Raw genomic sequence first — 14488 nt, forward strand, 5'->3', positions numbered from 1 at the left:
CATTCATTTTCGTTTCTTCACGGATATTAAGTAAATATTTATTCAATTTTAGAACGAAGAAGGAACGAAGGTGAAACGAAGGTGATACGAAGGTGATACGGAGAAGTGACGAAAAAGCAGCGGACAAGCGGGGAAAAGACAAAAAAACGGAATCGTGGGGAAGGCTCCGGAAGGAGCTTGTTTTTTCGTTTTTTTATCAATCCGTTAACCAAGATTAAGCGTCCGGAGTGAACCGCCGAATGGAAAACCTTGGGCACGGATGTTGCAGAGCCATAACAAATAGCAATCACTATCTATTTATTCAATATTAGTTCCTTGGCAATGCTTCTTTCACTACCATTGAACGACCTACATATTCTGCACCGTTCAATTGTTTGATAGCATTGTTAGCTTCTGCATCATCCGGCATTTCGATAAACGCAAAGCCTTTTGATCTTCTTGTTTCCCGATCTGTGATTACCTTTACTGAAGCAACCGTTCCATACTCTTCCATTACATGTCTCAAATCTGATTCCTTAACGTTATAGCTAAGATTTCCAATGTACAAATTCATAAAATACAAATATAAAAAATTAATAATTCAACAAGAAAGTTTTAGGAAGATCTTAATTAGAGATGGATATGCTCAAATCAATGAGAAGATACACGTAAAAAATCAAATCGTAATAAACCTTTTTATTGTTGTTGGCACAAAGGAAAGCATTATTGGGAGATAATACACTATACCCCCTCCTTTTTCTTTTCTCAAAACATCTTTTTTATGAAAATAGGCCAATACTTAACGTTTATAAGTTGTTATTCAAAACGCAACGAAGCCTCCTTTTTTCTATTAATAATTTTAGACAGTTACTTAAACAAATAGTTCTTTGTCCGGATTAAACCTTTTCTGCAAAAAGAAGTCTAATTTTTTAAATATTATCGTTCTATTAAACATTAAAATTATCAACGAAAATGGAAACATCTGCTAAACTCTATTCACTGAATTACAGCAATGTAAGGACTTACCTCTTTGCCCTGCTATTTGTGGCAGGCAACATTGCACTTCCACAAATCTGTCATCTTGTACCATACGGTGGCCCTACTTTATTGCCGATCTATTTTTTTACGTTGATCGCAGCTTATAAATATGGATTTCGTGTGGGATTACTGACAGCAATTCTTTCTCCTGTCATCAATCACCTGTTATTTGCAATGCCATCGGGAGCTGCACTCCCCATTATATTGATAAAATCCGCTTTACTTGCCGGTACTTCCGCCTTGGCTGCACGAACACTGAAATCCGTTTCTTTATGGGCTATTCTTGGTGTCGTTCTCTCCTATCAGATTATAGGAACTGCTTTTGAATGGGCATTCATCGGAAATTTCCATGCAGCAGTGCAAGACTTCCGCATTGGTATTCCCGGTATGTTAATTCAATGGTTTGGCGGCTACGCCCTACTGAAAGCGATTGCAAAACTCTAAAGTAAAATCAAAAATGGACAGAAGGGACTTTTTAAAAACAGTAGCCATAACCGGTGCCGCATTGAGTATTCAGCATTCGGAGGCAATGGAGATATTAACCCAGACCATTAATAATACGAACGGAGGCAATCCGGACTTGGTAGCCGTCATGGGTGGAGAGCCGGAAGCTATGTTCCGCCGTGCTATCAGCGAACTGGGCGGTATGAAACAATTCGTCAAACCGGGACAGAAGGTGGTCGTAAAACCTAATATCGGTTGGGATAAAGTGCCGGAACTGGCAGGAAACACCAACCCGCAACTGATTGCTGAAATCGTGAAACAATGCTTTGCCGCCGGAGCTAAAGAAGTGACCGTATTCGACCATACGTGTGACGATTGGCAGAAGTGCTACAAAAACAGCGGCATCGAAGCTGCGGCAAAAGCTGCCGGAGCAAAAGAACGCTCTTGTTTGGACGCGTTTATTGTTCTACAATTTGCCCTATGGGTATTTTGCAGGATGTCATTGCATGCATTTCAAAATCAACAGGGAAAAAGAAAAAAAGATATAGTTACAGTCCCGCGAAAAACAAATGGCGTTGGGGCATACTCGGGCTGACAGTAATCGGGTTTCTATGCGGATTTACATTTATTGTAGGCCTGCTCGATCCATATAGTGCGTATGGACGCGTAGTAGTGCATATATTCAAACCTATCTACATGTTGGGGAATAATCTGTTGGAATCCGTCTTTTCCAAGTTCAACAATTATACGTTTTATCAGGTAGATACCTCTGTTTTAAGCATTTCTTCTCTTCTCATTGCTATTATCACTCTTGCAGTTATTTTTGTAATGGCATGAAATGCCCCTCTCATGTCCTGAAACCTGCTTTTATGGAGTATGGTTTAGCAGGTATGATGCAACCCACCGTCAGTTTTGAGAAAGGATTTTGTAACTTTGACTGTACTGTTTGCGGAGATGTCTGTCCTAACGGAGCGATCCTTCCTATAAGCGTGGAACAAAAGCATCTGACCCAAATGGGATATGTTGTTTTTATCAAGGAAAATTGCATCGTTTATACTGATGAAACCAGTTGCGGAGCGTGTTCCGAGCACTGTCCCACACAGGCTGTGGCAATGGTACCATATAAAGACGGATTAACGATCCCTCATGTAAACAAAGAAATATGCGTAGGTTGTGGAGGGTGCGAATATGTTTGCCCTGCCCGTCCATTCCGCGCTATCTATATTGAAGGAAATCCAGTGCAAAAAGAAGCCAAACCTTTTAAAGAAAGCGAAGAACATAAAATGGAGATAGACGATTTCGGTTTCTAACCAGCAAGGAGCTGAAGCAAACTTACATTCGTATACTTGTGCTCTATTGTGGTATATTTTAAATGCGGATAACACAGAACTGTTATTGCGTAAGCATAAAGTTTTGTTATCCGCATTTACTTGTGTTCTATGGATAACAAAAAACTGCTTATAACGTTCTCTTTAAAAAACTATTCATTATATTCCTCCTACTTTCAATAATTTCACTAAATTCGTGGCGAACTAAAGAAAGCAACTCATGGAGGTATTCACAAATAACAGGAATAGCCGGAAATATCAGATTGGCTATGCATTAAGCGGAGGATTTATTAAAGGATTTGCCCATCTGGGAGTTATGCAAGCTCTTCTAGAGCATGATATTAAACCGGAAATCATTTCTGGAGTAAGCGCAGGAGCACTTGCCGGTGTCTTTTATGCAGATGGCAACGAACCCCACAAAGTACTAGATTATTTCTCCGGACATAAATTCCAAGATTTAACCAAACTGGTAATTCCTAAAAAAGGGCTATTTGACCTTTGTGAATTTATAGACTTTCTCCGGACCAACATAAAAGCAAAGAACTTAGAAGATTTGCAACTTCCTCTGATTATCACAGCAACCGACCTTGATCATGGACGTATGGTACACTTTCATCGCGGCAGTATTGCTGAACGGGTTGCTGCTTCTTGTTGTATGCCTGTTATGTTCGCGCCAGTCAATATAGATGGCACAAACTATGTTGACGGAGGATTGATGATGAATCTTCCTGTCTCCACCTTGCGTAGAGTGTGTAATAAAGTGGTGGCAGTTAACGTAAGCCCCATTATGGCACAAGACTACAAAATGAATATTGTCAGTATTGCTATGCGCTCATTCCATTTCATGTTTCGCGCCAACACTTTTCCTGAAAGAGAAAAGTGTGATTTACTCATCGAACCATACAATCTATACGGATATAGCAATACCGAACTGGAGAAAGCAGAAGAAATCTTCGAACAAGGATACAATACAGCCAATGAGGTGCTTAATCAACTGTTGGAAGAAAAAAGGGAAATATGGAAATAACCTCCTATCCATCGGAAAAAAGAATAAATACGAATATTAATAATCTACTCTATATGAATGACGAAAATAAAATAATTATCTATCAAGTGTTCACCCGTCTGTTCGGAAATAACAACAATCATTGTGTTTACAACGGAGACATTACCACCAACGGTTGTGGGAAAATGGCTGATTTCACGCTCAAAGCACTTGGTGAAATCAAAAAATTAGGTACTACACATATATGGTATACAGGCATCATCGAACATGCCACTCAAACGGATTATCGCCGTTATAATATCAGTCCGGACCACCCTGCCATTGTGAAAGGAAAAGCAGGTTCTCCTTATGCCATCAAGGATTATTATGATGTAGATCCTGACTTGGCCAATGACGTACAGGGGCGTATGAAAGAATTTGAAAACCTAGTACACCGTACTCATCGAGCAGGTTTAAAAGTAATCATAGATTTTGTACCTAATCATGTAGCACGCCAATACCATTCGGACGCACAGCCCGACGGTACAACGGAATTGGGGGCTAACGACGACTCCAGCCAGTCTTTCAGTCCATACAATAATTTTTATTACATCCCACAAGCGGAACTTCATGCCCAGTTCGATATGAAAAACGGAGCAACAGAGCCTTACCGGGAATTTCCGGCTAAAGCTACCGGTAACAATCGTTTTGATGCTACGCCCAATATCACCGACTGGTATGAAACAGTGAAATTAAATTATGGAGTGGATTATCAGAATGGCGGTACCTGCCACTTCTCCCCGACCCCGGACACTTGGATAAAGATGCTGGACATTCTTCTTTTCTGGGCGTCGAAGAACATTGACGGTTTCCGTTGTGACATGGCAGAAATGGTTCCCGTTGAGTTTTGGGAATGGGCTATTCCTCAAGTAAAAGAGGTTTATCCTGAAGTACTCTTCATCGCAGAAGTCTATAATCCCAATGAATATCGTAACTATCTGTTCCGTGGCAAGTTTGATTATCTATATGATAAGGTAGGATTGTATGATACATTACGAAATGTAGCCTGCGGATATGAATCTGCCACTGCAATCACTCATTGCTGGCAAAGCCTGAATGGAATCGAGAAAAAAATGCTCAACTTTTTGGAGAATCACGATGAGCAACGTATTGCATCTGATTTCTTTGCCGGTAATCCGCGTAAAGGAATTCCTGCACTAATTGTTTCTGCATGTATGAACACCAATCCTATGATGATCTATTTCGGTCAGGAGTTCGGAGAGCTGGGTATGGATAGCGAAGGATTCAGCGGAAGAGACGGACGGACTACCATATTTGATTATTGGAGCGTAGATACTATACGCCGTTGGCGTAACGGAGGAAAGTTTGATGGGAAAATGCTTACTGAGGAACATAAGCATCTCTACTCTATTTATCAAAAAGTACTGACACTGTGCAACAAAGAGCAGGCAATCAGGAAAGGGGTATTTTTTGATTTAATGTATGCCAATATAAATGGATGGCGTTTCAATGAGCATAAACAATATACTTTTATGCGGAAATACAAAAACGAGATTCTGTTTTTCGTTATTAATTTCGACAGTCAACTGGTAGATGTTGCCATCAACGTGCCTTCACATGCCTTCGATTTTTTGCAAATTCCTCAAATGGAGTCTTATCAGGCTATCGATTTGATGACCGGTGCTGAAGAAGAAATAAGCTTATTACCTTATAAAACGACAAATGTTTCAGTTGGAGGTTATAACGGAAAAATTTTAAAGATTACTTTTTAGGAAAAAAGACTAGGAAACGCATATTCCTTATCGAGGCTGTCTAAAAAGTCGTTAGTAACTCCAACTTCCTGAAGGAGGAAAATGAGGATAGAACTGACTTTTTAGACAGCCTCAGTTATTCTATACTCCACAAGGAGTATTACTGAAAACACGCAACGTGAGTGATATGTATGATATTCTCGGACCAAGTACCCTTTTGGTAAACTAGAACTAAATCATTCAATAGCGCAATATACGAGAAAGCCCCTGCAGATATACAATGATAGTTGCAGGGGCTTCTTTTTTACAGATAAAATTATTTCTTCTTTCTAAGCACTACGGCGGTACGGGCAGGAATGTAGAGCTTCAACCACTCTTTCTTTTCCTTACTGTACAACGGATCGGCAATAGTGAAGTGCACTACAGAATCATCAGCCAAACCGTTTCCTCCAAATGCAACGTCGTCCGTATTCAGTATTACTTCATAGGCTCCCGGAGTTACCAGGAATCCATAATCGGCAAATGACTGTTTCGGATTAAAGTTAAAGACAAATATAAGGTCTTTACGGCCGTATGCCAATACTTGATCGCCATCATTATGCCATATTTCCTGAACAGGTGTCGTTTGAAAGTTTTTCACGCTCTTCAGAACTTTCAGCATATCCTTATCAAAATCACCCATATAATGATAAGTCAGATTCTTGTTGTCTACCAAATCCCATTGGCGACGGGCATATTTACATGACCATCCGTTACCTTCACGCGGGAAGTCAATCCATTCGGGATGACCGAATTCATTTCCCATGAAGTTCAGATAACCTCCGTTAATGGTTGAAGAGGTCAATAAACGAATCATCTTGTGCAAAGCGATACCACGGTTGACAACATAATTTTCATCTCCCTTTTGCATGTGCCAGTACATATCAGCATCAATCAAACGGAAGATAATTGTCTTGTCTCCCACTAATGCTTGGTCGTGGCTTTCTGCATACGAAATGGTCTTTTCATCCTGACGACGGTTGGTTACTTCCCAGAACATGCTGGAAGGTTTCCAGTCCTCATCAATCTTTTCTTTGATTGTCTTGATCCAATAGTCCGGAATGTTCATGGCCATACGATAATCGAAGCCGTAACCGCCATCTTCTACTTTTGCAGCCAGCCCCGGCATACCGGAAACTTCTTCCGCAATGGTTATCGCTTTCGGATTTACCTGATGAATCACTTCATTAGCCAATGTCAGGTAACAAATTGCATTATCATCCTGATAACCGTTGAAATAATCTCCATAGTTACAGAAGGCTTCACCCAAACCGTGACTATAATATAGCATAGAAGTGACTCCGTCAAAACGGAAGCCGTCAAATTTATATTCTTCCAGCCAGTATTTGCAGTTAGATAACAGGAAGTGAATCACTTCGTTCTTGCCATAATCGAAACATAGAGAATCCCAAGCCGGATGTTCGCGACGAACGCCCGGATAGAAATACTGATTCGGATCACCGGCAAAGTTTCCTAATCCTTCTACTTCATTCTTCACTGCATGTGAATGAACAATGTCCATAATCACAGCAATTCCCATCTCATGAGCGGCATCGATTAATGCCTTCAATTCGTCGGGAGTACCAAAACGGGAAGAGGCTGCAAAAAAGCTGGATACATGATAGCCGAAACTTCCATAATAAGGATGTTCCTGAATGGCCATTATCTGGATACAGTTATACCCCTCTTCAGCAATACGAGGAAGTATTTTCTCGCGGAATTCGTTATAAGTGCCCACTTTTTCCTCCCGTTGTGCCATTCCGATATGACATTCATAAATCAACAGTGGATTCGTATTGGGCTTGAATGTTTTCTTTTTGAATTTATAGGGTTTCTCCGGAGCCCAGACTTGTGCGCTGAATATCTTGGTCTGTTCATCCTGCACCACACGGGTAGCCCATGCAGGAATACGCTCGCCTTGTCCGCCTTCCCAGTATACATTCAGCTTGTATAGATCGCCATGATGAATGGCATCCGCCGGCAGGTTAATTTCCCAATTGCCATTCTTTAGTTTTTTCAGCTTATAGGCCGCTTTTTCCTCCCAATTATTAAATGTACCCACCATATAAATATGAGTAGCATTGGGCGCCCATTCACGGAAAGTCCATCCCTTATCGGTGCGATGCAATCCAAAATAAAGATACCCCGATGCAAAATCTGAAAGGGTTTGTTTCCCTTTATTCGTCAATTCAGCTTTCTTGTCTAATGCATGCTGACGACGCCCGGTGATAGCACCGGCAAAAGGTTGCAGCCAGGGATCGTTTTTTATGAGATTAAGTGTCTTTTCCATATCAGAATTGAATTAGGATTATGCTTTTACTTTTACAATTACTTTTTTCACACCATCTGGAGTGATGCCGGGGGCATGACCGTCTTGCGGGAAGAAGATAGCAAACATTCCCGGTTTTACGGCAACGTATGTTTCTGCCAATCCTTCAAAGAAAGTAATGTCTTTTTCTGCGTTATAAGGTGCATTTGCCGGAACACAATCTTTAGCAGCGGTATACCCCATAATTTCTGTTCCCGACAACGGGATTTGAATATCAATAAATTCGTTATGAGTCTCCAGTTTGGCTTCCTCTTTTGTTTTAGGTTTAGTTTGTGCGATATTCACGAACAGATCTTTCCCTTTCAGTTCTGTCTTACCAATTTCCATGGCTTGGAGGTCATGAGACTTCAAAAAGTCAATGGCTTGTGCAAACAAAGGATTTAAAGACGCATATTTCTCCAGATTTTCTAAAGTATCTACTACCATATAAGTTAAATTTTAAAGTTTATATTCTAGGCATTATTTATTCAAAATCATCAATCGTATAATTTATAAAATCAGCAAACCGCTTGAACTGGCGGAACGCTTTGTCCATCTGTTCCAACATATCCGGCCGGGTAAAGAAGTCATCAGGAACATTATATGAACAAACATACTCTTTACATTTCAAATAATCGACATACTTGAAGTCTTTCGGGAAGCCTTTCGGAGCTGTTTTCAGAAAATCCTCCCCTATCACCGGAAAGTATTTCTTAAACTCCGGATCTTCTACAATCGCAACAAATTCTTCGATATTGTCATAAATAGACTGACGCACTGCTTTCAGGATATTGGAAGGCAGACACAAGCTTCCTCCGGCAAGCATCGAACCATCCGGTTGCAAGTGGACATAATATCCACAATGGTCGGATTTCTTTCCTTTGGCATTGATATAGCCGCCGAAATGTATTTTATAAGGTGTTTTATCCGCAGAGAAGCGGGTATCCCGGTAAATGCGATAAGTACAGTCTTTGGGTTGAATCCCCCGGATAGTTTCATCAAACAGGGAAATGCGGGCAATCACTGTTGCCAAAAAGTTGTCGAACTCGGCACGGGCTGTTTCATATTCTGCCTTGTGCTCATTAAACCACTCACGATTATTATTCGCGGAAAGAGCTTTTAAAAACTGAAAGATAACGGGTATGTTCATCTTTATCATTTTCTATTATTACTCTACAAACGTACAAATTTTATTTCATATAAACTACAAAAGGGGGTAAAAGGACATAAAAAAAGCATCGGCCTGGTAAAACCGATGCTTTAACACATTTATCAAAAAAACAGACTCTTCTGTCTCTGACGTACTTTAGCTTTCACAAGTGGAGTACAATCTCTTTAATTAATCTTATATCTAATACTATGAAAAACACATAAATATAACAGTACAAAAGTGACATTTGTTCAGCAATACTCTGTATATTTCGGTTAATTATCGTTTATAGGATGAAATGTTCCTCATTTACAGGCAATACAATACGCTCCCAGTCAATCATGGCGTTGAATAACATGATATGAGAATAGTCGTTTAAATGCACTTGCGCGATGTCTTTCTCAACAATCAATTGCTTATTCAGAAGTTCCGCCCGCTTCGTTCCCCGAAGTAACGGATGAGCCGGAGTAAACCATGTGTGGCCATCGTAGAGGGCGATATTGGCAATAGAAGTATCTGTCAGATATCCGTCTTTCACGATTAAAATATCATCTGCCATTCCTCTTTGGGCATACAAAGCGTTCAGTTCTTCCCGATGTGTGCTTTTGTAAGTGTAATTAATGGTATCGGATTCTATCAGATGCAAAGAGGACACTTGCCGTATCTGATAGGGAGCATACGTGACTTCTTCTACTTCTTTTCCATACACAATCCGGCATTTATGAATCCCATTTAAAACTGGTGGCGATATATACTTACACAAATCAAGCGGAACACTATCTTTCCAAAAGACCGCACGGGTCCTATTGAAACGCTCTGTGTGATAATCAAGATTATAAATCTGTCCATCCTCTATCCGGATAGTCTCAATAAATGGGTACATATACTTTTTGTTTCATTTCGTTATATTCGCTTTCCGCATCGCTCTGACAGGTTATTCCACCTCCACTTTTAAAATACATTTTTTCTCCTTCCTGTTCTACAAAACGTATCATAACGGCACTATCCAAATTAGTTCCATCCGAATAGCCCATAATTCCTGTATAAAATCCTCTGTCGTAGGTTTCAGCTTCCCGAATAATCTGCATCGTTTTTTTCTTGGGGGCACCGGTAATGGAACCGGCTGGCAAAAGTCGGAAAATAAGTTCTCCCAAATGTTCCGGATAGTTTTCCGGCAATACACCTTGAATTTCAGAGCTTGTTTGAAGAATTGCTCCCTGATTAGTCTGCAACGTATCGATATACCGATACCGGGAAACAGACACTTGATTGGCAACCATGCTTAAATCATTACGAATCAAGTCTACGATAGTAGCGTGTTCTGCCGCCTCTTTAGGATCGTTCATCAATAATTGGGCAGCAGAAGGAATGGAAGCGTCAATAGTCCCTTTCATCGGGTATGAACTAATTTTTCCCTGATGAATTCTCACAAATATTTCTGGAGAAAAAACAGTAAAAGTGTCTTTAACCCATAGCTTATAAATCGCTTTAGAGTGATCATAAATATCTTTCAGAGTGAGATTGGTATCTACCGGAGTGCGACAAGTCAGATTTGTGAGAAAACTATTTCCTGCCAAGATATTCTGTCGAACAATATTAAACGAGCGTTGATAGGAATAGAAAGATTCTGCAGAAGGCTGCCAATGGATAGAGTTCGCTAGTTTAGCTGAAAAAGAGGGTGTATACTTTTCTGTTGACGTAGCTTGATTGGTAAATCCATTCAGATTATACAAAAGTTCAGTAGAATCAATAGCGGCAACCTCTTCTATATAAGATGCGTCCTGCAGATAATTGATGATAAAAACAAAAGGACGATGATGTTGTCCAAATTGATTCATCCGTTTGATGGCCTGTTCCTTATTATATAAGTGCATAAAATATTTCAGCGTTTAGAAACGACAAATGTACACAAAAAGCATAGATTAGAAAAAGATAGCAATAAAAAAGGGTTGCCCGGCGTATCATACAGGCAACCCTTTATCATTTATAAGATCGGTCAAATTACTTCATTGCAGCTTTCACTTGAGGAAGCATCTTTTTCACATTTTCATTTTCCGGAGAGATTTTAGCAGCCTCTTCCAAATAGTCTAATGCTTCTTTAAATCTTCCATCCGCTTTTGCTTTTTCTGCAGCATATTTGTCTGCGTCTGAATTTGCCAAAGGAGCAGCTTTCTTCAAGATATTAGCTCCGTCATTATAACACAAAACTCCTAAACTGTACAATGCATTTGTTTTATACTGTTTGTGATCCAACGGAATTACTTTCTTGAAACAATCTTCTGCTTCTTCTGCTTTTCCAGCTTTCTGTGCTGCAAGTCCTGTTTTTAGATAATGAAGACCATAATTCTTCACCATTGTCTTATTCTTAGGATCGACTTTCAGTCCTTCTTCTAATGTAGCTACATATTCAGCAGTCTTCTTTTGTGCATCTAAAGCCAAAGCTTTACGAGCATACGCATTTCCTATATTAAATTTTTTCTGAATAGCAATATCGAAAAAGGTCACGGCTTCCGCATACTTTTTCACTTCGTCTGCTGCTATACCACAATAGTAAGCTGTTGCAGAATCTTGATTATTAGTCTGTTTCAGATATTCGCTGAATTTCGCATACGCTACTGGATAATTTTTAGCATTAAATGCATCATTTCCTTCTTTTTTCAATTGCTCTGGGGTAGTTTGTGCAAAAACATTAGTCACTACAATACAAAATGCAAATAAAAAAATCAATTTCTTCATAACTTTATGTGTTTTTTAGTTGTTTATCGTTCAAAAGTAGAAGTTATAATAGAAAAACACAACCGTATTTTATTTTTTTGACCTTTTTGAAACCTATATAACTTTCGTTATTCTTCGTGAAAATGACGTTTTTCTATTTATTCATCCCAAAACATATAGAATTAAACAAAATATTTCTCTTTTATAAATTACTGATTCATAGCCATAAAGAAAAATATGAATAAAAAAGTGCCAGAAAGTTTTTGAATTTTCATAAAAAGCACTACCTTTGCATCCGCAAATAAGGATGGTTCCGTAGCTCAGCTGGATAGAGCAACGCCCTTCTAAGGCGTGGGTCAAGCGTTCGAATCGCTTCGGAATCACTTAGAAAAATCGCAAACGGCTATTAAAATAGTGTTTGCGATTTTTTTTCATTTAATAGATTCGTCCACATGTTGGCGGCTCAGTTGTAATGGCTCAGTTGTCTACTTGATATTTTTTCACGTACTGGCTATAATCCCATCGGTATTTTCAACAAATACCAGACAATAAACATCAATGTCCAGGCAACCAAGATACCTAATGAATATCTCCAGGTATATTTAAGCAATGAGCCATACGTAATCTGTTTATCATACTGCCGCATATAAGTCAGTACCAAAGGCATATAAAATAAGAAAGGAGTAATGGCATTCGTCGAACTATCTCCGATACGGAAAGCACATTGTGCTATATCCGGAGCAATTCCCATCTGCGCAAACATCGGAATAAAGATAAAAGACATAAAAGCCCATTTGGAGGTAGCAGATACCATAATAAGGTTTATCAATGCCGTAAATAGAATAAACAGGATGAGGGCAGACAAAGGAGCCGGTTCAAATGAAGAGAGCAAATCAGCTCCCATGATAGCTAAACATTTATCCAGATGGGAATATTCAAAACAGGCAAACATCTGTGCAGCAAAGAAAGCGATAACGAAATACACTCCAAGAAGTTTCATTGGCTGCGTAAGTCCTTCAATCACATCATTGTCGGTGCGATACCGTCCGGAACTGAATCCATAAGCCATCCCCGTGATACCTGCTCCCAAAGAAAGTAGGAATAAAATACCGGCAATAAAAGGCGAATGCATCAAACCTCCGTTCACCCCTCGCAAAATTCCATAAGAAGAAAAAGTGAGCCACAAAATAAGAGCAACATAAACAGCTGCAACAACAATGGAAATCATAATGGCACGCCGCTCTTTGCGAGACAAAGGATGATAAGCCACCACTTTCACACTGCCTTCATACTTTCCTAACGTGGGAAGAAGCCATTTTCGAGTAATCCAATACACAATAGCTGTAATGACTACCGTTGAAGCACTCATAAAGAAGTAGTTACAAAGAGGTTCCGTGTTCCCCTGATAACCCGTTTGCGCCAGTGCCGCCTCTTGTGTGGTATGCGCCAATAACGGGTCCATCGTACTCAATACAATATTAGCACTATACCCGCACGCAACAGAGACATAAGCTGTAACAATCCCTGCAATCGGATGAAGTCCCACCCACTGGAACAGCATAGCGGCAATAGGCAATAAAATAATATATCCACCATCCCCAATGGCATTCGACAACAAACCAAGCACAATCACCCACAAGATGATTTTCCTCTTTTCCTGCCGATTCCCTACTCCCATGCGGATGCATGCATCAATAAAACCGGAATGTTGTGCTACTCCCAGTCCGAACATAGCGATAATCACCATACCCAACGGAGCAAAGCCCGTGAAATTCTTAATAGCGTTCCGCAACCACCAACGTATTCCTTCCGGACTTAACAGGCTTTGTACGCGGATGTCTTCGCCTGTCTGCGGTAATGTCACTTTCAACCCATAGATATCACATATCCATGAAAGAAAGACCACTGCCATTGTCAGCAGAAGGAACATCGTAGCGGGATGGGGCATACGCCATTTATTCTTCATTACTTTCCAGAGGTATTACTTGCCATTAATTATTCTTCGTCAGGCTCCAGATTATCCAAGTCGATAATACGCAATTCCAGTGCACGTACTGCCAATCGGGTAGCATTCACTCCCACCCGTTCTCCATTCGGGAAAAGGCGTCCGATAAGATCATTCTGTCGTTTCTCCAATGATTTTACGCCGAAAGGCATCCCTTTCAGATTAGCAATCATCTCCTTCGTATATCCTAATGCCAAATGGCGGAGAAAACGTTCGTCGTATTCATCAATATCATAACTGATGACTGCTTCCTGACGCTTGGCATCGTTGGCTACAGATTTCTTGAAACGATCTACAATCTTTTCCAAAATCGGATAGTTGAATACCAGTTTCTTTCCGTCCATCACAGCCTGTACATCTGTTTTCGTCAGTAGTTCTCCCGTTTTGAGAATAATTCCGTCGGCACCAGCATTCAATACATCCACCCACAACTTTTCATTCAGAATCTCACCTGTGAAGATCAGTACCCGGACTCCTTTGTAGCGTTTGAATATATTCCGGCAAATGTCAACACCAATGGTCGTAGAACCTCCCAGTCCTAAGTCCAACAATACCAAATCGGGAAGCTGCGCCTCCATCAACGGCCAGAACTCACTTTCCGTCATTGCCGTACCGATCACTTCCGCATTCGGTATTTCATGGCGGAATATTTCTTCTGTTCCTTTCAACTCCAGTTTTACATCCTCTACGATAATAACTTTAAACTTCTGTTCTTCCATGTTTCT

12 protein-coding genes, 1 tRNA gene and 3 pseudogenes are annotated in these 14488 nt (G+C 40.2%); 7 read left to right on the forward strand and 9 right to left on the reverse strand.

Going from position 1 to position 14488, the window contains the following annotated elements; genetic code table 11:
• Positions 1 to 307: 307 nt before the first annotated feature.
• Positions 308 to 553, reverse strand: a complete 246-nt coding sequence (locus tag A4V03_RS09110; RefSeq protein ID WP_065538649.1) for an RNA recognition motif domain-containing protein — start codon at positions 551 to 553, stop codon at positions 308 to 310.
• Between the two features lie 398 nt (positions 554 to 951).
• Here A4V03_RS09110 and A4V03_RS09120 point away from each other — a divergent pair, with 398 nt between their 5' ends.
• The 6 genes and pseudogenes from A4V03_RS09120 to A4V03_RS21765 all read left to right on the forward strand — a co-directional run.
• Complete coding sequence (locus A4V03_RS09120) at positions 952 to 1461, forward strand: hypothetical protein (RefSeq protein WP_049702732.1); 510 nt, start codon at positions 952 to 954, stop codon at positions 1459 to 1461.
• Positions 1462 to 1474: 13 nt separating this feature from the next.
• Positions 1475 to 1897 (forward strand): annotated as a pseudogene (locus A4V03_RS09125) (DUF362 domain-containing protein); the annotation flags it as partial.
• 2 nt (positions 1898 to 1899) lie between these two features.
• A pseudogene (locus tag A4V03_RS09130) lies at positions 1900 to 2771 on the forward strand (4Fe-4S dicluster domain-containing protein); the annotation flags it as partial.
• A gap of 238 nt (positions 2772 to 3009) precedes the next feature.
• Positions 3010 to 3816 carry a patatin-like phospholipase family protein gene (locus A4V03_RS09135; protein WP_065538650.1) on the forward strand — a complete coding sequence of 269 codons (807 nt, stop codon included), beginning with the start codon at positions 3010 to 3012 and terminating at the stop codon, positions 3814 to 3816.
• Positions 3817 to 3869: 53 nt separating this feature from the next.
• Positions 3870 to 5567 (forward strand): alpha-amylase family glycosyl hydrolase, encoded by a 1698-nt coding sequence (locus tag A4V03_RS09140; RefSeq protein WP_065540355.1) that lies wholly within the window; start codon positions 3870 to 3872, stop codon positions 5565 to 5567.
• 112 nt (positions 5568 to 5679) lie between these two features.
• Positions 5680 to 5775: pseudogene (locus A4V03_RS21765) on the forward strand (PepSY-like domain-containing protein); the annotation flags it as partial.
• A gap of 87 nt (positions 5776 to 5862) precedes the next feature.
• On the opposite strand, the gene A4V03_RS09145 reads toward A4V03_RS21765, so the two are convergent.
• The 6 genes from A4V03_RS09145 to A4V03_RS09170 form a co-directional block, all read right to left on the reverse strand.
• On the reverse strand, positions 5863 to 7875 hold the full coding sequence (locus A4V03_RS09145; RefSeq protein ID WP_065538651.1) for an alpha amylase C-terminal domain-containing protein: 2013 nt from the start codon (positions 7873 to 7875) through the stop codon (positions 5863 to 5865).
• Between the two features lie 18 nt (positions 7876 to 7893).
• Positions 7894 to 8340 (reverse strand): YhcH/YjgK/YiaL family protein, encoded by a 447-nt coding sequence (locus tag A4V03_RS09150; RefSeq protein ID WP_065538652.1) that lies wholly within the window; start codon positions 8338 to 8340, stop codon positions 7894 to 7896.
• A gap of 37 nt (positions 8341 to 8377) precedes the next feature.
• Positions 8378 to 9052, reverse strand: a complete 675-nt coding sequence (locus tag A4V03_RS09155) for a DUF2461 domain-containing protein (RefSeq protein ID WP_084081132.1) — start codon at positions 9050 to 9052, stop codon at positions 8378 to 8380.
• A 277-nt stretch (positions 9053 to 9329) separates the two neighbouring features.
• A complete protein-coding gene (locus A4V03_RS09160; protein ID WP_065538653.1) occupies positions 9330 to 9926 on the reverse strand; it encodes an aminotransferase class IV family protein in 597 nt (198 codons plus the stop codon).
• The gene (locus tag A4V03_RS09165; RefSeq protein ID WP_065538654.1) at positions 9910 to 10917 is read right to left on the reverse strand and encodes an aminodeoxychorismate synthase component I; all 1008 of its coding nucleotides are present in this window, start codon (positions 10915 to 10917) and stop codon (positions 9910 to 9912) included. Before A4V03_RS09165 ends, A4V03_RS09160 begins: the two co-directional genes overlap by 17 nt.
• A gap of 127 nt (positions 10918 to 11044) precedes the next feature.
• The gene (locus A4V03_RS09170; protein ID WP_065538655.1) at positions 11045 to 11779 is read right to left on the reverse strand and encodes a hypothetical protein; all 735 of its coding nucleotides are present in this window, start codon (positions 11777 to 11779) and stop codon (positions 11045 to 11047) included.
• A gap of 288 nt (positions 11780 to 12067) precedes the next feature.
• Between A4V03_RS09170 and A4V03_RS09175 the strand changes: the two genes are divergently transcribed.
• A tRNA-Arg gene (locus tag A4V03_RS09175) sits at positions 12068 to 12141 on the forward strand.
• Between the two features lie 128 nt (positions 12142 to 12269).
• On the opposite strand, the gene A4V03_RS09180 is transcribed toward A4V03_RS09175, so the two are convergent.
• Both A4V03_RS09180 and A4V03_RS09185 read right to left on the reverse strand, forming a co-directional pair.
• On the reverse strand, positions 12270 to 13724 hold the full coding sequence (locus A4V03_RS09180; RefSeq protein WP_065538656.1) for an AbgT family transporter: 1455 nt from the start codon (positions 13722 to 13724) through the stop codon (positions 12270 to 12272).
• Between the two features lie 29 nt (positions 13725 to 13753).
• Entirely contained in the window at positions 13754 to 14482 is a 729-nt protein-coding gene (locus tag A4V03_RS09185; protein ID WP_004317459.1) for a DUF5932 domain-containing protein, read from the reverse strand.
• Between the last annotated feature and the right edge of the window lie 6 nt (positions 14483 to 14488).

The organism is Bacteroides caecimuris (assembly GCF_001688725.2).
In the GTDB taxonomy this organism is placed as follows: domain Bacteria; phylum Bacteroidota; class Bacteroidia; order Bacteroidales; family Bacteroidaceae; genus Bacteroides; species Bacteroides caecimuris.